20 protein-coding genes and 1 tRNA gene are annotated in these 21,427 nt (G+C 34.0%); 9 read left to right on the top strand and 12 right to left on the bottom strand.

Annotated elements, in window-relative coordinates:
- Nucleotides 1-138: 138 nt before the first annotated feature.
- From BB050_RS06205 to BB050_RS06195, 3 genes are all read right to left on the bottom strand, one after another.
- The gene (locus tag BB050_RS06205) at nucleotides 139-1,140 is read right to left on the bottom strand and encodes a BsuBI/PstI family type II restriction endonuclease (RefSeq protein ID WP_066032979.1); all 1,002 of its coding nucleotides are present in this window, start codon (nucleotides 1,138-1,140) and stop codon (nucleotides 139-141) included.
- A gap of 13 nt (nucleotides 1,141-1,153) precedes the next feature.
- Nucleotides 1,154-2,128 (bottom strand): DNA cytosine methyltransferase, encoded by a 975-nt coding sequence (locus BB050_RS06200; RefSeq protein ID WP_066032978.1) that lies wholly within the window; start codon nucleotides 2,126-2,128, stop codon nucleotides 1,154-1,156.
- Nucleotides 2,129-2,353: 225 nt separating this feature from the next.
- A tRNA-Leu gene (locus tag BB050_RS06195) sits at nucleotides 2,354-2,435 on the bottom strand.
- Between the two features lie 110 nt (nucleotides 2,436-2,545).
- Here BB050_RS06195 and BB050_RS06190 point away from each other — a divergent pair.
- From BB050_RS06190 to BB050_RS06165, 6 genes are all read left to right on the top strand, one after another.
- Nucleotides 2,546-3,934, top strand: coding sequence for a dipeptidase (locus tag BB050_RS06190; protein ID WP_008466344.1), 1,389 nt, complete (start codon nucleotides 2,546-2,548; stop codon nucleotides 3,932-3,934).
- A 234-nt stretch (nucleotides 3,935-4,168) separates the two neighbouring features.
- Nucleotides 4,169-4,624, top strand: a complete 456-nt coding sequence (locus tag BB050_RS06185) for an energy transducer TonB (protein ID WP_066032977.1) — start codon at nucleotides 4,169-4,171, stop codon at nucleotides 4,622-4,624.
- Between the two features lie 204 nt (nucleotides 4,625-4,828).
- Nucleotides 4,829-5,260, top strand: coding sequence for a hypothetical protein (locus BB050_RS06180; protein ID WP_066032976.1), 432 nt, complete (start codon nucleotides 4,829-4,831; stop codon nucleotides 5,258-5,260).
- A 19-nt stretch (nucleotides 5,261-5,279) separates the two neighbouring features.
- On the top strand, nucleotides 5,280-6,242 hold the full coding sequence (locus BB050_RS06175; RefSeq protein ID WP_066032975.1) for a DUF6624 domain-containing protein: 963 nt from the start codon (nucleotides 5,280-5,282) through the stop codon (nucleotides 6,240-6,242).
- A complete protein-coding gene (locus BB050_RS06170) occupies nucleotides 6,239-6,613 on the top strand; it encodes a BlaI/MecI/CopY family transcriptional regulator (RefSeq protein WP_008466353.1) in 375 nt (124 codons plus the stop codon). Before BB050_RS06175 ends, BB050_RS06170 begins: the two co-directional genes overlap by 4 nt.
- Nucleotides 6,610-7,833 carry a M56 family metallopeptidase gene (locus BB050_RS06165; protein WP_236940425.1) on the top strand — a complete coding sequence of 408 codons (1,224 nt, stop codon included), beginning with the start codon at nucleotides 6,610-6,612 and terminating at the stop codon, nucleotides 7,831-7,833. The genes BB050_RS06170 and BB050_RS06165 overlap by 4 nt, the downstream gene beginning before the upstream one ends.
- Nucleotides 7,834-7,944: 111 nt before the next feature.
- Here the strand turns inward: BB050_RS06165 and BB050_RS06160 are convergent, their stop codons facing one another.
- Nucleotides 7,945-9,309: a saccharopine dehydrogenase family protein gene (locus BB050_RS06160; RefSeq protein WP_066032974.1), complete on the bottom strand. Its 1,365-nt coding sequence runs from the start codon at nucleotides 9,307-9,309 to the stop codon at nucleotides 7,945-7,947.
- A 187-nt stretch (nucleotides 9,310-9,496) separates the two neighbouring features.
- Between BB050_RS06160 and BB050_RS06155 the strand changes: the two genes are divergently transcribed.
- Both BB050_RS06155 and pckA read left to right on the top strand, forming a co-directional pair.
- Nucleotides 9,497-9,883 carry a DUF423 domain-containing protein gene (locus BB050_RS06155; protein ID WP_008466361.1) on the top strand — a complete coding sequence of 129 codons (387 nt, stop codon included), beginning with the start codon at nucleotides 9,497-9,499 and terminating at the stop codon, nucleotides 9,881-9,883.
- 301 nt (nucleotides 9,884-10,184) lie between these two features.
- Nucleotides 10,185-11,789 carry a phosphoenolpyruvate carboxykinase (ATP) gene (gene pckA, locus BB050_RS06150; RefSeq protein ID WP_066032973.1) on the top strand — a complete coding sequence of 535 codons (1,605 nt, stop codon included), beginning with the start codon at nucleotides 10,185-10,187 and terminating at the stop codon, nucleotides 11,787-11,789.
- Between the two features lie 126 nt (nucleotides 11,790-11,915).
- On the opposite strand, the gene BB050_RS06145 is transcribed toward pckA, so the two are convergent.
- Nucleotides 11,916-12,974 (bottom strand): phytase, encoded by a 1,059-nt coding sequence (locus tag BB050_RS06145; protein ID WP_066032972.1) that lies wholly within the window; start codon nucleotides 12,972-12,974, stop codon nucleotides 11,916-11,918.
- Nucleotides 12,975-13,050: 76 nt separating this feature from the next.
- Entirely contained in the window at nucleotides 13,051-15,861 is a 2,811-nt protein-coding gene (locus tag BB050_RS06140) for a TonB-dependent receptor (RefSeq protein WP_066032971.1), read from the bottom strand.
- Nucleotides 15,862-16,100: 239 nt separating this feature from the next.
- Here BB050_RS06140 and BB050_RS06135 point away from each other — a divergent pair, with 239 nt between their 5' ends.
- Nucleotides 16,101-17,201: a DUF4407 domain-containing protein gene (locus tag BB050_RS06135; RefSeq protein ID WP_008466381.1), complete on the top strand. Its 1,101-nt coding sequence runs from the start codon at nucleotides 16,101-16,103 to the stop codon at nucleotides 17,199-17,201.
- Nucleotides 17,202-17,338: 137 nt separating this feature from the next.
- Here the strand turns inward: BB050_RS06135 and BB050_RS06130 are convergent, their stop codons facing one another.
- From BB050_RS06130 to hemW, 6 genes are all read right to left on the bottom strand, one after another.
- Nucleotides 17,339-18,040 (bottom strand): PH domain-containing protein, encoded by a 702-nt coding sequence (locus tag BB050_RS06130; protein WP_008466384.1) that lies wholly within the window; start codon nucleotides 18,038-18,040, stop codon nucleotides 17,339-17,341.
- Nucleotides 18,041-18,121: 81 nt separating this feature from the next.
- Complete coding sequence (locus tag BB050_RS06125; protein ID WP_066032970.1) at nucleotides 18,122-18,481, bottom strand: MmcQ/YjbR family DNA-binding protein; 360 nt, start codon at nucleotides 18,479-18,481, stop codon at nucleotides 18,122-18,124.
- 6 nt (nucleotides 18,482-18,487) lie between these two features.
- Nucleotides 18,488-18,838, bottom strand: coding sequence for a DUF4260 domain-containing protein (locus BB050_RS06120; protein WP_066032969.1), 351 nt, complete (start codon nucleotides 18,836-18,838; stop codon nucleotides 18,488-18,490).
- Nucleotides 18,835-19,236 carry a GNAT family N-acetyltransferase gene (locus BB050_RS06115; protein ID WP_066032968.1) on the bottom strand — a complete coding sequence of 134 codons (402 nt, stop codon included), beginning with the start codon at nucleotides 19,234-19,236 and terminating at the stop codon, nucleotides 18,835-18,837. Before BB050_RS06115 ends, BB050_RS06120 begins: the two co-directional genes overlap by 4 nt.
- Nucleotides 19,237-19,403: 167 nt before the next feature.
- Nucleotides 19,404-20,153, bottom strand: a complete 750-nt coding sequence (locus BB050_RS06110; protein WP_066032967.1) for a cyclase family protein — start codon at nucleotides 20,151-20,153, stop codon at nucleotides 19,404-19,406.
- A gap of 79 nt (nucleotides 20,154-20,232) precedes the next feature.
- A complete protein-coding gene (gene hemW, locus BB050_RS06105) occupies nucleotides 20,233-21,378 on the bottom strand; it encodes a radical SAM family heme chaperone HemW (RefSeq protein WP_066032966.1) in 1,146 nt (381 codons plus the stop codon).
- Between the last annotated feature and the right edge of the window lie 49 nt (nucleotides 21,379-21,427).

Raw genomic sequence — 21,427 nt, 5'->3', positions numbered from 1 at the left:
TCCAGAGTGATTTCCGCAATTTTTTTCATAGTGTACAACCTGTTGGTCATGCTGAAAAGCTCCTTTCGTCAAGGTGATGTGAAAAATTTCCTAAATATAAATGTATTGAAGAAAGGAATGTGATAAAGAGGAGTAAGGTTATTTTTCAGAATAAGGACCGAAAAACTTACCTCCATTAAAATGAACCATATGATCAGGATTGTCCGCTGTCCATACTTCTGTTTCCCATCCTATATCCGTAATATTTTTTCGAAAATCATTTTTTGAAGTAAAAGCGGTGATAAATATTAAATCGGCAGTACAATCTTTTAAAGATTTCTTCAGCTCAAGAATTCGTTCTTCACTCATAGGGCCTGATGTAAAAAATGCTTCAATCAAAAAAATCCAATTTTTATCCTCGTTATAAGCAACGATGTCAGGTAGAGAATCGTGGTTTAATTCGAAAAAACCTAAATCTTTTAAAATATCATCTTCTCTAATTAAAAATTTATCCGTTGCATCACCAATGTATAAAACTTTGCAACCTGCCCCAAAGCGAGGTAAAAACTCTTCGATGATTTCTCTTTGTAATTGATTATGTCCGCCACGCGAAAAATCTAAGATTTGTCCTGTTGGTAATGTTACTCTAACTTTAGGCAGGTCTCTTTTACGTTGTAGAATTTCTGTAAGTGTTGGACGATTCTTGTTGAATAATTTTAATTTAATTTCCCATTCATTGGTTCCGTAATAATTGACTAAAGATTTAAATTCGCCACTTAAAGTGTAGCCTCGTGTAGGGTCATTTTGAGCGGCGCTGGGATTATTAGCACTATTTAAAATTAGATCCCCTAATACTAATAGTTTTAAATGCTTACGTCTAATATCGTCATAAGAGCCTGGAGAGATGTTTTCTTCAAAATTTTCATTAATAAATTTTATGATTTCTCTTGTTTTTAAACTCCTGTATTCATTTTGTCCTTTCGCTTCCTTCCATGATTTAGTCACTCCGGCAACAGCTAAAAAACTCATAGCCATACTTTCTAATCCGCGTGCTCTTTTACCAGAAAAAGGAACTCCAACGGATTGAAGTATATCAAGAGCTTCATTAATTAAGGTTTTAATGTTTTCTGATTTTGAAGAATTTGGAAGGTGATCAATCATAAGTTTTCTTAATCTATATCGTGCTTAATTCTAGGTTAACTGTTTTGTAATAGCATTCTTTAATTGCTAGAGCCATTTTGTAAGCTAATAAAGGAGGTACTGCATTTCCAATTTGGTTAAATATACTTGTTTCTTTTCCTGAAAATTCAAAACTATCTGGAAAACTTTGTAATCTAGCAGCTTCACGTATAAGAATTCTGCGTCGTCTTCCATCTTCTAGTTTTATTCTATGCATATCTCCAGTTGCCGAAGATAGATTTCTGCAAGTTAATGTTCTTGCCGGACGATCAGAATACAGGTCTCTAGGATTAACACATTTAGATGCTTTTTCATATTTGGCTATATACGCATCTTGAGCTTCATTTAAAAACTTGCTTTCTGGGGGAGTTGTTTTCATAATGTCATGGATTGCATCCCAGACAGTAGCTTTAGTATTTTCTTCTTTAGGAAAATTAAATTCTGAATTATGACCTATTAAAAAAAAACGTTCTCTATTTTGCGGCACTCCAAAATTAACAGCATTCAAAAGTTTAAAATCAACAGTGTAACCTAAACTTTTTAATTCTTCAATGATAATTTCTAAGTACCATTTATTAGCATATAAAAGACCTCTAACATTTTCAAACAGAAAAACCTTTGGTTTTACTTTTCTTATGGCATCAATGAAAAAAGGAAAGCCATTTCTGGAGTCATTGACCCCGTTTTGATTTCCTCCAACGCTAAAGGGTTGACAAGGAGGTCCACCAATTATAATATCAGCTTTCGGATATTCGAAATCAAGGTTTAATTTTTCAACTTTGCACGTGCCCTTTAAGTTGTTATTGTATGTTGTTGCCGCATCAAGGTTCATTTCATAACCAATAGTAGAAAATCCGGCAGCTTCAAATCCTAACGATAAGCCGCCACAACCTGCAAAAAGATCAAGTACTACTGCTTTTTCAGTAATCTTCGGAATTAAAAGTTTGTTGATTGATTTGATGTATTGCATAAGATTTTTTAGACAGGATGGTTATGCAAATATAGGATTTAATTTTTGTCTTAGAATTGTGATCTAATCCTTTTTTAAATGGATTACGTAAATTATGATGTTAAATATCGCGTATTAAAGTCATCATAAAAATGCTTGTTTATGACTAGTTGTTGGTTTTTGAAAAAAACAAAATGCAGTAAAGCAAAAAAGCTTCTGAAAAAGATATTCAGAAGCTTTTTTTAGTGCGGATAATAGGACTCGAACCTACACGCCTTGCGGCACCAGATCCTAAGTCTGGCACGTCTACCAATTTCGCCATATCCGCGGTAATTGTGGGTGCAAAGATAGGCATACTTTTGAATTATCAAAGCATTTTTTCAAAATTTTTTTTAATTCTCTTTTTTGTACTTTTGGGTTTCTATAAAAATTATTTAAATGGAAAATATTAAGTCCTACGTTCAACAACATAAAGATCGGTTTATCAACGAATTGATCGAATTATTAAAAATTCCGTCGGTTTCTGCCGACACTGCATATTCTCAAGATGTTATTGACACAGCAGAGGCTGTAAAAGAAAGTTTATCAAAAGCAGGGTGCGATTATGTTGAAACTTGCGACACTCCAGGTTACCCAATTATCTACGGAGAGAAAATAATAGATCCAAATCTTCCAACGGTTTTAGTTTACGGTCACTACGACGTACAACCGCCAGATCCATTAGAATTATGGACTTCACCACCTTTTGAACCGGTTATTAAAACTACAGATATTCACCCAGAAGGCGCAATCTTCGCCCGTGGAGCGTGTGACGACAAAGGTCAGATGTACATGCACGTAAAAGCGCTTGAATTAATGGTGCAAAGCAATACGTTGCCTTGTAACGTAAAATTCATGATCGAAGGAGAAGAAGAAGTAGGTTCTGCAAGTTTGGCTTGGTTCGTAGAACGTAATCAGGAAAAACTGAAAAACGACGTAATCTTGATTTCAGATACAGGAATGATCTCCAACCAACAGCCGTCTATCACGACAGGTTTAAGAGGTTTGAGTTATGTTGAAGTAGAAGTTACAGGTCCGAATCGCGATTTGCATTCAGGTTTATACGGTGGAGCTGTGGCAAACCCAATTAATATTCTGGCAAAAATGATTGCTTCGCTTCACGACGAAAACAATCATATTACAATTCCAGGTTTCTACGATAAAGTAGAAGAATTATCTGCAGAAGAAAGAGCAGAAATGGCAAAAGCGCCTTTCAGCTTAGAAAAATATAAAAATGCTTTAAACATTGCTGATGTTTACGGCGAAAAAGGATATGTAACCAACGAAAGAAACTCTATCCGTCCGACTTTAGACGTAAACGGAATCTGGGGCGGTTATACTGGTGAAGGTGCTAAAACGGTTATTGCGAGCAAAGCTTTTGCTAAAATCTCGATGCGTTTGGTTCCAAATCAGGATTGGGAAGAGATTACAGAACTTTTCACAAAACATTTCACAAGTCTTGCTCCGGCTGGAGTTACAGTAAAAGTAACGCCTCACCACGGTGGTCAGGGTTATGTAACGCCAATTGACAGCATTGGTTATCAGGCAGCGAACAAAGCGTATACAGAAACGTTTGGAGTTCCTGCAATTCCGGTTCGTTCTGGAGGAAGTATTCCGATTGTGGCTTTGTTTGAAAAAGAATTAAAAAGTAAAACCATCTTAATGGGATTTGGTTTGGACAGCGATGCTATTCACTCGCCAAATGAGCATTTCGGAATCTTTAATTACTTGAAAGGTATTGAGACTATTCCGTTGTTTTACAAGTATTTTGTGGAGCTTTCTAAATAAGTTTTTTTTAACCGCAAAGAGCGCAAAGGTTCTTTAAAAATAAGATTATAAAAGTTCGCAAAGCTTCATCTCGTAGCTTTGCGAACTTTGTGTTTTTATGTGCAAGCCTAAAATAAAATCCTTGCGTTCTTTGCGGTTAAATTATACGCTGAGATTTTTCGACAGGATAATATCAGAACAATTTAAATTGAACTAAACAATTATATTTGTCTGCAAAAGACAGAAATTACAGATATGAAAAAAATACTAAGTCAAGGTTTTATATTGATAATGATTTTGTTTAGCGCCAAAAGTATGGCTCAGGATCTTACATCACAAAAAAGCGATCAGTCAAATGATGATATTTTTGTTGCTGTTCATATCGAAGCTGATTACCCAGGCGGAATTTATAGATTTCGTGATTTTGTAAAAACCAATTTTAAGATTCCTAAAAAGGCTGTGAGAAAAAAAGTGAAGGGAGAAATTTCGATGCAGTTTGTAGTGGAAAAAGATGGCTCTTTGTCAGATATCAAGGTTTTGAAGAATCTGGGTTTTGGTTTAGATGAAGAAGCTTTGCGTGTTGTTCAGCTTTCGCCAAAATGGAAATATGCTTCTTTAAATGGAAAAAAAGTTAAAAGTTTAAAAACCTTTTCAATTTATATTGATACAGAAAATGAAGAAAGTAAGCGCATTTATTTTGAAAAGAAGTAATATACATAGTAAGTAAGTTTAGAATCCGTTCAGAAATGAGCGGATTTTTTTGTTTCCAATATTTTGAACTTTTTAAAATTTAAAAGAAAAACCTTTGTCACTTTGTCTCTCTGAACCTTTGTAACTAAAAAAAAAGACTTCTTTTTCTTGCATATTTAAAATTTAACTCTACATTTGTAGAAACAAATCTATAATTGTAGAACAATGAAGAATTTGAAAACCCTTTTTTTACTATTGTTTTGCGGATTAATGCTTTTGAGTTGTAAAAGCAAACCGATCAATCAGAAAATTGACAAGAAAAAAGAAGGTGTTTGGATTGATAGTTATTCGCAAGATGGAACGAATTACAAATCGTATGAATATTATAAAAATGATCTTCCGGTTAAAAAATGGAGAACGTACATTAACGGAAAAATCTACAAAACAGAAAAATATAAAAACGGAATCTGTATCGTAAAAAGTTATTACGAAAACGGAAAACTGGAATCGAAAGGGAAAACAAAATTAGAAACGAATTCGGTTGAAACGCATTGGTTTTATTTTGGAGAATGGAAGTTTTATTCGGACAAAGGAAAATTAAAGGAAATCAAAAATTACGATCAAGGACAATTGATTTCGGAACAAAATATTAAATAAACTAACCAACCCCTAAACCATGAAAAAAATAATCACGCTTTGCTTTATTATGCTGCCCTGTCTTTTTATGCAAGCTCAAACGTATAAAGAGTGGGTTCATAAAGCAGATTCTTGCTACACGGCAAAAAATTATAAGTTGTCTGTTTCATATTATGATAAAGCGTTTAAAATAGAACAGAAATCTTGGTCTGATTTATATAATGCTAGCTGTTCGGCTTCTATGGCTGGGCAGCATAAAAAAGCATTTAAATGGCTGAATCTCTCTATTGATAACGGATATGAGAATATGGCTCATATAAAAATTGATGAAGATTTAAAGCACTTGCATTCAGAAAAACAGTGGAATAAAACAATTGAAAAACTGCAAAAGAAATTGGATGTTATTGGAGCAAATTACGATAAGGCGCTAGAAAAACAACTTGCAGAAATTTATACCGAAGATCAGGAAATTCGTGGAGAGTTTATGAATGTTTACAGAGCTACAAAACCTGATAAAAAGAAAATTGACAGTATTGGAAAGATTATGGAAAGAAAAGACAGTATCAACCTCATTAAGGTGATGAAAATACTGGATGAAAGAGGCTGGTTGGGAAAAAATGTGGTAGGAACACAGGGAAATCAGACTTTGTTTCTGGTTATTCAGCATGCCGATTTACAATATCAGCAAAAATATCTGCCTATGATGAGAGAGGCCGTTAAAAATGGCAATGCCAATCCAGGAAATCTAGCGTATTTAGAAGATCGAGTAGCTTTGAGAGAGGGAAAAAAACAAATTTATGGCAGTCAGAGTTCGAAGAATAAAAAGACTGGTAAAATATGCATAGCGCCAATGATAGATCCAGATAATGTAGACAAAAGACGTGCAGAGGTCGGACTTGGCACAATGGCCGAATATGCAACAAAATTGAATATTGAATGGAATTTGGAGGAATATAAAAAGGAATTGGCTGAAACAGAAAAACTTGAAAACACGAAACCATGATACAATTATCAAATGCAGAAGAACAGTTAATGGAGCATTTATGGAAGCTTGAAAAAGCTTTTATGAAAGATTTACTAGAATCGTATCCAGAACCAAAACCGGCCACAACAACGGTTGCAACTTTATTGAAAAGGATGATTGACAAGAAGTTTGTGGCGTATAACGAATTTGGAAATTCGAGAGAATATTATCCGCTGGTAAAGAAAACAGACTATTTTGCCAAACATGTGAAAGGACTAATTAGTAATTTCTTTAATAATTCGGCTTCGCAATTTGCTTCGTTTTTTACAACCGAAACCAATTTATCGGCTTCAGAATTGGAAGATCTTAAAAAAATAATCGATTCAGAAATTCAAAAAAAGAAAAAATGATAACGTATCTTTTAAAATCGGGTTTGCTGCTTGCTGTATTTTATATTGTTTATAAAATTCTTTTGGAAAACGAAAAAATGTTTCATTTTAATCGTATTTATCTTCTCGCGAGTATAGTTTTTAGTTTGACAATTCCGTTGCAATTGTTTTCACTTGGATCTGTTTTTTCAAACGGAAACCAAAAGATTCAATTAAATCAAATTATGATTGTAACCAGTAAAGCGGTTTTAGATAAGATAAATTACAGTCAAATTCTGATTTATTTTTTAGCTGTAGTTTATGGAGTAGTTACAACAATTTTGGTTGTTCGATTTATTCGAAATTTATTCTCCTTTTATTTCAGAATGAAAAAGAGTAAGGTGGAAATTGTAAAAGGAGGAAAAGTGGTTTTGACAAAAGAAAAAGTATTGCCTCATTCATTCTGGAATATCATTTTTATTAATCAGGAAGATTTTGAAAATGATATGATTCCGGAAGAATTAATTGTTCATGAAAAAGCACATCTAAAACAAAAACATACGGTTGATATTCTTTTTGTCGAGGTTTTGAAAATTGTGTTTTGGTTTAATCCTTTATATCTATTGTATGAAAAAGCAATAAAACTCAATCATGAATTTTTAGCGGATGAAGCGGTGAATAAAAAATTTGGAGAAGTCCGAAATTATCAGAATCTGCTTTTAGATTTTGTCTCTCATAAAAATACTCTTCCGTTGGCGAGTAATCTCAATTATTTAATAACCAAAAAACGTTTGCTTATGATGGCTAAAGAAAAGTCTCCGATTAGAATGATTTTGAAAGTAGGTTCTGTAACCACTGTCTATGTTCTGTTGCTATTTGTATTTAATACCGAAGTAATTGCACAATCCAGTATTAATGCAAAAAATCAAAATGATTATAAAATAAGTTACGACACTACAAGTGTAAAAGAACCACAATTTCCGGGAGGAATAGAAAAATTTTACATGTTTGTTGGCCAAAACTTTAAAATGCCTACAGAATTTGCGAAACAAAAGATGGAGGGGAAAATTTTTATGGAGTTTATGGTGGAAAAGGATGGAAGTCTGTCTGAATTTAAAATAGTGAAAGATTTAGGTTATGGGGTTGGAGATGAGGCCGTAAGAGTTTTAAAGCTTTCTCCAAAATGGATTCCCGCAACTGAAAACGGAAAACCAGTCAGAGTTACTTATAATTTACCAATTACGATTCAGGCACCCAAATAAGAAAGTCGTTGCTTCTTTGTTGCTTCAAAAAAAATCCGCTTCTTGATGGGAGAAGCGGATAAAATTAAAAACTAATTAAAAAAAATTCTAAAATAAACATGCAGATCCAGACTAGAACAAATCTGGATTGTATCCAAAATAAGGTACATTTTGTTCGTTAAAAATTACCCCATATTCTTCTAACTCCTTCAAAATTGGTTCGTAAACTTCCTTTTTAATCGGAAGCTGAACGCCTGGAGTTGTGATTTTTCCGTTCAAGATTAACAAAGTGGCAATCGCAACCGGAAGTCCGACTGTTTTTGCCATTGCAGTATACGTTTGGTCTTCGCCAATACAAACCATTTTAGAATCGATTTGCTTCTTTTCGCCATTCAGTTCGTAACCAAATTTATGATACATCACGATCATATCTTTGTCCTCAGGTTCAAGAGCCCAGCTGTCGGTCAAGATTTTTTCTAAAATTTGTGCTGGAGTAGCATTTGGCAGATTTACTTTTTTGTTTGGGTTAAATAAATCCAGTTCCAAAAGCTTGTCCCACATAATATCGTCCTGATCGATTTTTAAGATCAATCGAGTTTTAATTTCGACAGAATCTGTCGGATGATACGGAAGAAAAGAATTGATAAACTGACGATAACTCATATTTTCTGACCCTTCTAAAATATAGCTATCATCAGTCATTCCAAGCTGTACAAACATATTCCAAGCGCGAGAATACCCCACTCTTCTAATTGTACCTCTATATAAAGTAAGAATATCATCTAAACCATAAACCGAACGATATTTAAGAGAATCGCGGTTAGAATACGCTTCAAACTTTCCGTAACCTTCTACTTCTAGAAATTCGGTTCTGCGAAACAAAGCGCTATATGGAATGTATTTATAAGTCCCTTCTTGAATAAACTTTGCAGCACCGCCTTGACCCGCCAAAACTACATTTCTTGGCGCCCAAGTAAATTTGTAGTTCCATAAATTATTGTCCGATTCAGGAGCTACAAGTCCACCGCAGAAAGATTCAAACAAAAGCATTTTACCGCCTTTCGATCTGATTTCGTCAATGACTTTCATGGCGCTCATATGATCGATTCCTGGATCAAGACCAATTTCGTTCATGAAAATCAGATTGTTTTTGATGGCTTCTTCGTTTAAAGCCTGCATAGCGTCACTTATATAAGATGCCGTAACAAGATGTTTTTTGAATTCAAGGCAGTCTTTTGCAATTTCAATATGCAGATGCGCAGGAAGCATCGAAATAACTATTGATGCATTTTCAATAGCTTTTTTTCTTTCGTCGGCATTAAAAATATCTAAGGCAAGCGGAGTGGCATTTGGATGATCTTGTGTTTTTGCTTTCGCAAGATTCAATGAAAGGTCAGCTACCGTTAAATGCAGTTTTTCTTCATTAGATTTTGATAATAAATAGCGAATCAAAGAAGATGCAGATCTTCCTGCTCCAAATATTAAAATGTTTCTCATGTCTTAAATATTTAACACAAATATATTTAAATGTTATAAGTATAACAATTCAAATTAAAGAAAATAAAATTATTTTTTTCGCAAAACCCAAAAAATAATCTGATTTTGTTCTAAATAATCTAGAAACAAAGACGGTTTTTCAGTTCGTTTGAAGTATTTTTGTTAGAAATTTCAAAAGAGATATATTATGAAAAGAAGAATCATTTTAACTGGAGCTTTTATTGGTATGTTGGCTATTATTTTGGGTGCTTTTGGTGCTCATTTATTGAAAAAATATCTGTCGGTTGACCAATTAAATACTTTTGAAGTTGGTGTTCGTTACCAAATGTACCACGCTCTTTTTCTTCTTTTTTTATCAACGCAAAAAGACCTTGCAGAAAAGACCTTAAAAACGATCTATAATTTGGTAGTGGCTGGCGTTTTGCTTTTCAGCGGTTCAATCTATTTATTGGCGACAAAAGACTACACTTTGTTTGAATCTAAAATTATCGTATTCGCAACACCTTTGGGTGGTTTCTTATTAATTATTGCTTGGACGCTATTATTCTTTACGATTTTGAAGAGAAAATCATAAAATCCCGAAAAAAAAATTCTGTCTAAGAATTAATCTTTAATTTTGTCACATAAATAACATATAACTTTATTTGTGTGACTTTTTTGTATTTTCTCTTGTTAAACAAAAATAATATAACAAAATCACTTAATAAGTTGTAATTAAACAAATTAGAAGCGGTTATTTTTTTCTTTTTGTAATTTTTAAAGTGAAATTTCTCTTTTTTCGTATAAATCAAAGTGAAATTTAAGTATTTTGAAAGAAATAAAAATTAATCTGTAATTTTGCTTTAAACAAAAAATCACACACAACTTAAAAATTTATGGACACTAATACAGTTTTCGCGCAATCGATTTCGTTAAAAGAGTTAGGAATTGAAAATGCAAAAGTTCGTTATCAACTATCTGCAGATGAATTACATGCGATTACTTTGCAGTCAGGTCAAGGTGTTGAGAATTCTACCGGAGCGTTAGCGATTAATACAGGCGAATTTACAGGTCGTTCTCCACAAGATCGTTTTATCGTAAAAGACGATATTACTAAAGATCAAGTTTGGTGGGGAAATGTAAATATCCCATTTGAGCCCCAAGCTTTTGAAAAGCTTTATAATAAGGTAACAGCATTTTTATCAAACAAAGAAGTTTTTGTTCGCGATTCTTATGTGTGCTCTGATCCAAATTATAGATTGAATGTTCGTGTTGTAACAGAAACAGCTTGGTCAAATTTGTTTTGCTACAATATGTTCTTACGCCCAGAAGCTTCAGAACTGGCAAACTTTACTCCAGAATGGACAGTAGTTTGTGCTCCAAGTTTTATGGCAGATCCTGCTGTAGACGGAACACGCCAGTCTAATTTTGCTATTTTAGATTTTACTAAAAAAATTGCTTTAATTGGTGGAACAGGTTATACAGGAGAAATGAAAAAAGGAATTTTTTCTGCATTAAACTTTATTCTTCCAGTTTTCAAAAATACACTTCCAATGCACTGTAGCGCCAATGTTGGTGAAGCAGGAGACACAGCAATCTTCTTCGGATTGTCTGGTACAGGAAAAACAACTTTATCTGCAGATCCAGAACGTAAATTAATCGGAGACGATGAGCACGGCTGGACAAATGAAAACACTGTTTTCAATTTTGAAGGCGGATGCTATGCAAAAGTTATTAATTTAACAGAAGAAAATGAACCAGACATTTTTAGAGCAATCAAAAAAGGAGCGCTTTTAGAAAATGTGGTTTTCAAAGCAGGAACAAACGTTGTTGATTTTGATGATGTTTCTATCACACAAAACACTCGTGTAAGTTACCCAATTACGCATATTGATAATGTACAGCCAGGTTTGGTTGGACATAATCCAAAAAATATATTTTTCTTAACGGCGGATTCTTTCGGAATTCTGCCTCCAATCTCAAGATTGACTCCAGGTCAGGCGGCTTACCACTTTATTTCTGGATATACAGCAAAAGTTGCTGGAACAGAAGCGGGTGTAACTGAGCCTCAACCAAACTTCTCTGCTTGTTTTGGAGCGCCATTTATGCCTTTGCACCCAACTCGCTATGCTGAAATGTTAAGCAAGAAAATGAAAGATGCGGGAGTAAAAGTTTGGTTAATTAACACAGGATGGACTGGTGGAGCTTACGGAACAGGAAGCCGTATGAAGTTGAAATATACTCGTGCTATGATTACTGCTGCATTAAAAGGAGAATTGAATGATGTAGCGTTTAAAAATCATGAAGTATTTGGAATTGAAATTCCTCAAGATTGTCCAAATGTTCCAAACGAGATTTTGAATCCTAGAAATACTTGGGAAGACAAAGATTTATACGATAAAAAAGCGCTAGAATTAGCTCACAAATTTAAAGCTAATTTTGCCAAATTTGAAGAGTTTGCCAATGCTGAAATCTTAGCAGGCGCACCAATTACAGAATAAAAGGAATTATTTGATTCAAAATAAAAAAGCTGTTCAGAAATGAACAGCTTTTTTTTAGTTGGTTTCCAATCGCAGTAAAAAAAATAGACACTGAACACGGGACTGCGACTGAAAACCTTGAAACTTTTATTTTTTAGCTTCGTCTATACGTTTCTGGATTAAATCCCAAGCATAATAATGGAAAGTCATTCCGTTGCTCATCGCTACGAAAAGTCCGTTTTTGTATTTTGGACCTAAGTTTACGCTTGTAACATCTGCACCATCACATTCGATTGTAGAAGTTGGAACTTCTGCCAATAAAGGATGATTGTTCGGGTTTCCGTTGGCGCCTTCTCTTGGATAAACCATAAAAGAATTTGCCTGCTGATTTGATACTAAAATATATCCTGTAGAATCTGTCTTTTTGTAAATGGCAATTCCTTCGTGATCTGCTTTAAAATCTTTCTGACCGAAGAATGCCAATTCTTTATTATCATTTAAAGCTGGATCTGCTTTGTATTTTCTAATTCCAGCTTGTTCATCGCAATAGTAAACAAAACCTAATTCGTTATCTACAGCAATTGCTTCAATTTCTTTTTTGCCACTGTAAGTTCCAAATTTGCGAACCACTTTCGCAGCAGCGAATTTTCCATTTCCAGAAAGTTCATATTGCCATAAATAACTTCCAGAAGGGCCTGTTTTTCTTCCTACAATAGCAAAAATCTTCCCATCGCTTGGGCGAGTGTATAAAGCAACTCCCATTGGATCGCGTTGCGTTTCTCCTTCAAAAACAGGAATTCCGCCGTTATCAATTGGCGCTAAATCAGGTAAACTGAAGATCCTGATTTTATTTTCTTCACGTTCCGTCGTTACAGCAACATCTACTTTTTTTCCGTTAATACTTAATCCGTAAGCGATATCAACATTGTTTGGACGCTTTAACGGAATTGATTTTTTAAGGATTTTTCCATTTAAATCAAAAGCATACAAACCGCCATCTGTGTCTTTGTCTGTTCCTATAATAATACTTTTTGAAGCATCAGTTGGATTAATCCAGATTGAAGGATCATCTGTATCGTGAGGCAAAGCTTCTGTAACCGCTGTTGGTTTTACGGCATTTGGCTGAATTGGAGCTAAAGTATCTTTTTTGCAAGCTGTAAAGGATAAGCTTAAAAGTAAAAAAGCAATTAAAGATGTATTTTTCATTTGTGTTATATATTTTTAATGCAATTAGACAGAGCGCAAAACTCTGTCTAATTTAAGAATTTTAAAAAAGTGCAGATTACAAGTCTAGTTTCAATCCGAAATTGTAACGTGGCTGGTAATATTCAGCTTGTTTTGTATGTGCAGCCACTCCTTGGTAGTAACGTAATGGCTGATTTGTTAGGTTATTTGCCTCTGCAAAAAAGCGAAGTTTTGGAGTGATTTTATAAGAAGCATTGGCATCTAAGAAAAACTGCTTGTCATAGTAACTGTCTTTGTAAGATTCAGAACCTAATTCATCTAAATAATCAGATGTAAAGTTAGTTGAGATTCTTGCAGAAAAACGTTTGTTTTCCCAAGATAAAGATCCGTTAAACATGTGAGGCGTTGTTCCTGGAAGACTGATATTTTTTCTTTCATTTCCGTCTTCATCAGCAATTCCGCTTGCTTTAGATTTTGTGTAAGTATAGTTTAAGTATACAGCAAAACCTTTTAAGAATTTGCCTGGAAGGAAATCCAACTGACGTTGGAAAGCAACTTCAAACCCGTAAACATCAACATTCTCCCCATTTCTTGATTGTAAAAATGACCAGTTTTCTCCCGCTGGAATTGGATTTACCTGATTAGGGAAATCTGCAGCAAATTTATCAGCAGTATATTGATTGTCACTATAGTTGTAAATAAAATCGTTTAATCTTTTGTAGAAAACACCTCCAGAAATTAAACCAACCGATTTGAAATAGTTCTCTGCCATGAAATCATAATTGTATGAATAAGTAGCATTAAGGTCTGGATTTCCAGCTGTAATTTCTTTGTCGGCAGCAATATTATTTACATAAGGAGCCAATGCGTAATAGTTTGGTCTTGCTAATGCTGTTGTTATGGCAGCTCTTAAAACTAAATCTTTTGTTGCATTATATTGCAATGAAATACTTGGCAATAAATTAGTGTAAGAGTTGGTATTGTTGATTTTACTCTCCAATTCTTCCTCGTCTAATACACGGTTTCCAGTATAATCAATATGAGTATTCTCCACACGGAAACCTAAAACCATTGAAAGTTTATCGTTAAAATCCTGATCCCATCTTACATAAGCAGCAGTAATTCTTTCTTTGGCATTATAGTTTACCGCTAAATATTCTGCTGGATCAGCTTCTTTTTCAAATAAAGTTGCATTGTTTAAGTCTAAACTTCCTAAGAAAGCTGCAGAAGCAAAAGTTCCTGGCACATATTTACTCCCTGGATTAAAATCTTTTCCATCAAAATAAGAGGTTGGAACCTGAGATAATAATTCCATGTCGTCGTTGATTGGAGTATAAGAATAGAACATATTATTTCTTTCTTTTTCTTTTAAACGAAGTCTAAGACCTGTTCTCAATCTTCCTTTTTCACCAGCAATAACAGAGAATGGGAAACGGATATTTACTTTTGCACCGAATTCGCTTTCGCTTGTTTCATCTGTGTTTTCAGTAACAGAATCAAATTTAAATTCGTCAACAGACTCGCCAACAGTTGTCATTAGAGGAAATCTGATGTCTGATAAATCTTCAAACATTTCTAAACCTTTTTGGCGGTATTCGATATAACGCTCACCTGGGCGGTATTCTCTTGCTTTTGCATAGTTAGCAGACCAATCTAAATCTAATGTCGAATTGATTAAATGCTCTCCGCGAATAGAATAGTTTTGTACTCTTTGATCTTCTAATCTTCTGTTTTTATTTCTGTTATTGTCTAAACCCCCTTTTGTCTGACGTTTTACACGGCCTTCAAAACCAACAATTTCTTCACCATTATAAAGAGGTTCGATATCATCGTAAGTGGTTCTAAAACGGTTTTCTCTATCATCTCTCCAGTTGTAGATTGCATTTGCAAAAATGGTGTTGTTGTCATCGAATTTGTAATCTAAAGCAACAGAAGCACTGCGACGGATACGCTGTACATCATATTTTCTAATTTCTGATGCTTGTAAATACTCATTTCCAAAATCATCTTTTACCCATTCGTTTTCGATGTTATCAGAACCATAATCTACATTATTGTATGATCCGCTGAAAACAGCGCCTAATTTATTATCAAAAAAGCGATTTCCATAAACTAAACCAGCAGTATAAGAAGCGTGGTCACGAATTGGCAAATATCCTCCAGCCATTGTTGCAGAAATTCTTTCTCCGTTTGGAGTGGCTCTTGTAATTAAGTTTACAGAACCTCCAATCGCATCAGCATCCATGTCTGAAGTCAATGTTTTATTTACTTCGATAGTTGAAATCATATCAGATGGAATTAAGTCCATTTGTACGTTTCTGTTGTCTCCTTCAGCAGATGGAATACGATCTCCATTTAAAGTAACAGAGTTTAAAGATGGAGCCAAACCTCTAATAATGATGTTACGAGCTTCACCTTGGTCATTCTGCATTGTGATACCTGGAACACGTTTTAAAGCATCTCCCACGTTAGCATCTGGAAAACGTCCCATTTGATCAGAAGAGATTACGTTTCCGATATTTTTGTTGTTTTTCTGTTGGTTCAATGCTTTTGCCTGACCTTTTAAGATGTCTCCAACAACAACTTCTTTTAGTTCGTTTTGAGAAGCTTTAAGCGCAAAGTCAATTACATTGTTCTTTCCTTGCTCCACTTTTATTTCTTGAGTTAAAGCAGTATATCCAATATATTTTACTTCAACTTTGTAAGTTCCTTCATTAATATTTAATAACTCGAAACGGCCGTTATAGTCAGAAACAGTATATTTTTTCTCGCCTACAATTTGAACCATAGCTCCAGGAAGAGGCAGTTTGTCATCGGCGTCTAATATCTTTCCAGATATAATCGCTTTCTGAGCAAAACCTGTAAAGGCGAATAAAAAGAATGCGGTTAATAGATAAAATTTCTTCATTGTGTGTGTTTAGTTTGATTTTCGATTGCGAAGCTAAAACCCCTGTATTACTAAAGCCTTGAAAAAAAATTAACATAGTGTTATGATTGTCCATTGAAATTTGAAATTTATTAATGTTTAAATAACACTAAAGCTGACAAATAATTGATTCACAATTAAAAAGAAAAACAATAATTTGACTGTATTTGAAAATTTGGCGTTAAATTTGCCGTATCAATCACAATCAAAAATCATCAATCATGTTAAAACAATTTTTTATCCTATGCTCAGGAGTCGATAGAGACCTCTTGAAAGACTGTTCAGAAGGCGAACAAACCAAATATGTTGGTATTGGTGCCACAGTTTTCTTTACAGCAGTTATGGCTTTCTTGGCCAGTGCGTATGCGCTTTTTACCGTTTTTGATTCTATTTATCCCGCTTTGATTTTTGGATTTGTATGGAGTTTATTGATTTTTAATTTAGATCGATTTATCGTTTCTACGATTAAAAAAAGAGATCGTTTTCTGGACGAATTCCTGCAAGCAACTCCGCGTATTGCTTTGGCTATTATTATTGCCATCGTAATTTCGAAACCTTTGGAAATTAAAATCTTCGAAAAAGAAATCAATACCGTTTTATTGAAAGAAAAAAATGAAATGGAATTGGCCAATAAAAAACAAATCGGAACGTATTTTAAAACAGATTTAGATAAAAATAAAGCCGAAATAGCTGCTTTAAAAGCTGATATTGTAAAAAAAGAGAAAGAAGTAAACGCTTTATATTCAACTTACATTACAGAAGCAGAAGGAACTGCCGGAACTAAAAAGCTAGGAAAAGGTCCAGTTTATAAAGAAAAACGTGAAAAACACGACGCCGCTCTTAAAGAGTTTGAAACTTTAAAAAAGACAAACGAAGCTAAAATTGCTGAAAAAGAAAAAGCAGGCGTACAGCTTCAAGCCGATTTAGACAAAAAAGTTTCGCAAACCCAACCCATCATTGAAGGTTTCGATGGATTAATGGCGCGAATTAATGCTTTGAATAAACTGCCTTGGCTGCCTTCATTTTTCATTATGCTGTTGTTTTTGGCAATCGAAACTTCACCAATTATTGCCAAATTATTGGCGCCAAAAGGTGAATTCGATTTCAAACAAGAAGAAGCCGAAACTGCAATGAAAGCTACTTTGGCACAAAATAAATACCAACGCGATTTATTAGTGAAAACCAGTGCCGAAATGCACGATAAAGTTTACGCTGACATCTCAGAAGACAAAGGATTATTTGATTTACAGCGAAAAAATGCAAAAGAATTGCTGGAACTGCAATCGCATAAATTTGTAGAAAAACAGAAGGCGACTTTGTAAATGAGTACAAAGTGCAAAGTTTCTAAGTGCAAAGTTTAAATACAAAGCCCGAAATAGAATCTCTATTTCGGGCCTTTTTTATTTTAGATAAAGTCAATAATCTTTGTACTTTGTACTCAGAACTTTGTACTTTTAAACTACATATAACTTAAAATCTCTTTTTTATAAGCATCATATTCTCCTTGCATAATCAAACCATTATCAAGAAGTTTTTTGTAATTCTGTAATTTATCGAAAAGCTCTTCTTTAGATAAATCGCTCAATTTACGTTCTCCTGCTGGCTGAGTCGGAAGCGGTTCATAAGTTTCTGTAACAGCCGGCGCTGCAGGTAAAATTTCTGCAAAGCTTGTTACTTCTTCTGTTTCAACTTCTTCAATTTCCTCTGCTTCTTCTTCAAAAACAGGTTCAGCAGTTTCCTGAATTGGAGTTGCTGTTTGAACAGGATTTTTCAATAAATCCAATTGTTCTTTAGCATAAGTATAAATTTTTCTAGCCTGAATTTTCGGAATATAATCAATAGAAACAGCTAAATCTGTTTTAGTGCCAAATGAAAATTCAGAACCTAAAATGTTCTCTTTTACAAAAGTACTCGCAATATCATCCCAAGTATAATCGGTAAAATCCATAGAAAGACCTAAATTTTTAGGCTTGCAGATAATAATACGCTTGTTAGTTAATACAATGCTGTCTGGAAAAACAGTAATAGCAGGTTTCTTTTGCACTGCGATGTATCCAACTTCTTCGCCTTTCATCAATAAATCGTTAAGTTTCGAAGTGATTTTTTCAATCGCTTTTGGATCTTGTTCTTCGTTTAGAAATTTTTTAAATTGTTCTTTCATTTTTTTAAGGTTCTAAGTTGCTAAGCTACTAAGTCGCTGAGTTTTTCACTGATGCTACAAATGTAATGCCTAATTTTATAATTAGATAATTTCGCTCTGAATTTTCTTTGTTAAGCTTTTGAAAACTAATTCATACGAATGGTCTATGAGCTCTTTTACAAATTTATCTGCTAAGTTTCCGTTGAGATCTACGGTATTCCAATGCACTTTGCTCATGTGATATCCAGGTTGAATTTCGTCATATTCGGCTCTGAGTTCCTGCGCGCGGTCTGGATCGCATTTTAAATTGACCGATTGCTCGTTTTTTTCCCATTGCGATAAAGAAGATAAGGCAAACATTTTGCCGCCAACTTTAAAAACCAAAGTATCTTCATCAAAAGGAAAATGTTCACTGACACCTTTCTTCGAAAGACAATATTCGTAAAACGTTTCTAAATTCATAACTGTTTATTTACCAATTTCACCCAAATGAGTGTATTTAAAGCCTGTTTCATATTTAAGGCCATAACCAAAAACACGATCCATAGCCGAATGCGAAAATAGAATAATTCCTGTTAATTGAATGCTTTCAATACTTAAATAACATCCAATGGCATAAATTAAAAGTGCAACTCCTTTATGATGAAATAAATTATAAGTAAAAGCACCAATTTTATTTCCAAAAACATATCCAATCATCGATAAATCAGGAGCCAAGATCAAAACCAGAAACCACCACCATTCATAGCTTAAGCGGTTAAAAAGAAATATTCCGAGAATAAATAAAGCGGCTTCTTCGAGTTTTAAGACTGTTTTCATTTGACTATTTTTTCCATCATCTTTTCAGGATGATTCAGTTTTGTAAATCCGAATTTCTCATATAAAAAGTGAGCATCGGTTGTTGCCAATCGCCAGATTTTGACTTCTTGGAGTTGAGGCTCATTCACCATCGTTTCGATTAAAATGGACGAATATCCTTTTCCGCGGTGTTCTTTGGTAATAAAAACATCCATTAAATAAGCAAAAACAACATAATCGGTTATAACGCGCGCAAAACCAATTTGTTTGCCATCCAAATAAATTCCGAAACAAACCGAAGCATCAATGGTACGTTGCACTTCTTCTATAGTTCTTCCGGCAGCCCAATAAATATCTTTTAAAAAGTTCTGTATAAACGGAACATCGAGTTTTGTTTTGTCAGTTGATACTGTTATCATTAAGGGATGTTTTTTAACCACAAATTACACAAATTTTCACAAATTATTTTTTAAGATTAAAGTTTACAAATGATTAAATCTGTATAAATCTTTTTATCCCGATAGCTATTGGGAGTGGCAAAATAAAAAAAGAAATTCGCGAAAATTTGTGTAATTTGTGGTTGATTTTAAATTTTGTATAGTATTGGTTTCGATGGACTAGCGTCATTTTCAAACGAAGCGATTTGAAGGTTTAGTATGTAATCTCCGTCTTCAATTTCGTCTGAAACATAAATCATTTCGGTGATTGTGGCACTAAATCTCGCGTCAGGATTTAGATTATGTGTGTCCTTAACATTCCAAAACGCTTTATGAGCCAATAATTTTCCTTCGTCATGTTCTTTATCCACACTTGGCAAATCGATCAATAAATGCTGAATTTCGCTTTCGCGGATGAAAATCGCAGCATCTTCAGACAAATACGGCGGATTCGTATTCGAATATTTTCTTGATTTTTTTTCCAGCTGATTTGGAAGCGTTCTGATAATTAATGCTTCCGTTTTTTCAGTGATTAAACTCGCAATTTGCTCTTTCGTAATCACAAAATCTTCTCCAATTTTTTCAGGTTCAACTGTAATCAATTTAGCAAAAAAGAAAAACTGTTTTAAGGATTGATTGATGCTGTAAAAATCATTTGTAATATGTCCCAAACATTCCGTATGCGTTCCATGTCCATGCGGATTGAAAAAAATATTATTAAAATTCGTAGATGATTTTCCTTCCGAAACTTTTCCAATCCAATCGCCAAAAATGACGGGTTCAATTGAAGGCTTTTCGATGTACCAAGCAATTGGGTTTTCGTCAGTATTTGTTAATGGGATAGAGATATCAATGGGTTTTGATAAGTCTATTTCGAAGTTGTTGATTTTTGCTAACACAAATTTGGGTTTTTATGCCGCAAAGACGCTAAGTCACAAAGTTTAATAATTTTGAGCCTTTGTGCCTTCGTGGCTAATTTTATTCTTCCAAATTTAGATAAAATAAATCTGAAGCAATTCCATCCGTTAAAAATTTTCCTTTAAGTGTTGGTTTTAGGATATTGTTATCAATCGAAAGCAAATCATCATTTAAGAATTTTTGAGATTGTTCTAATAAATAATTCAAATATTCTGAACCATATTCCTTTTCAATTCGATCTAAAGAAACACCCCAAATCGTTCGCAATCCTGTCATAATATATTCATTATAACGATCTGAAGTAGTTAAGACTTCTGTTTCAATTGGAAGTTCGTTGTTTTGAATTGCTTTTAAATACAATGAATTATTTGCAATATTCCAGCCTCTTTTTTCGCCGTCATAACTATGTGCCGATGGTCCGATTCCGATATATTTTTTGCCCAGCCAATAAGCTGAATTGTTTTTAGAGAAATAGTTTTCTTTTCCGAAATTCGATAATTCGTAATGAATAAAACCATTTTTTTGAAGCATTTCAACCAGAATCATAAAATGGTTGGAAGCTACTTCATCTTGAGGTTCAGCAATTTTTCCAGTCTGAATTAATTTGCTTAAAGCTGTTTTCGGTTCAACCGTCAAAGCATAACTCGAAATATGCGGAATACCAAAATCTAAAGCGGTTTGGATATTCTGTCTCCACATTTCGTCACTCATTCCAGGAATTCCATATATCAAATCGAGTGAAATATTATCAAAATATTTTGTCGCTTCTTCCAAACATTTTTTGGCTTCCGTCGAATTATGAGCACGATTCATCATTTTCAAATCCTCTTCATAAAAAGACTGAATTCCGATGCTTAGTCGGTTTATCGGACTTTTGGATAACTCTAAAATACGTTCCGTAGACAAATCATCAGGATTGGCTTCAAGAGTAATTTCTGGATTTTCGATAACTTTATAATTTTTGTAAACTTCAGAAATTAAAAAGTTTATTTCGTCATTACTTAAAACAGAAGGCGTTCCTCCGCCAAAGTATATCGTTTCAATGATATTGTCATTCTGAGCGGAGCCGAAGGGTTTTCGCATACCAATTTCTTTAGCCAAAGCCAAAACCATCTCGTCTTTCTTTTTCATCGAAGTCGAAAAATGAAAGTCGCAGTAATGGCAAGCTTGTTTGCAAAAAGGAATATGGATGTAGATACCGCTCATTTTTTTAGTTTTCAGTCTCAGTTTTCGGTCTCAGTCTCAGCTTGTAAAC

This window comes from Flavobacterium anhuiense (assembly GCF_001705175.1).
GTDB classification, from domain to species: domain Bacteria; phylum Bacteroidota; class Bacteroidia; order Flavobacteriales; family Flavobacteriaceae; genus Flavobacterium; species Flavobacterium anhuiense.
Note: the sequence above shows the minus strand (reverse complement) of the source record. Positions and strands in the feature narration are given on the sequence as shown.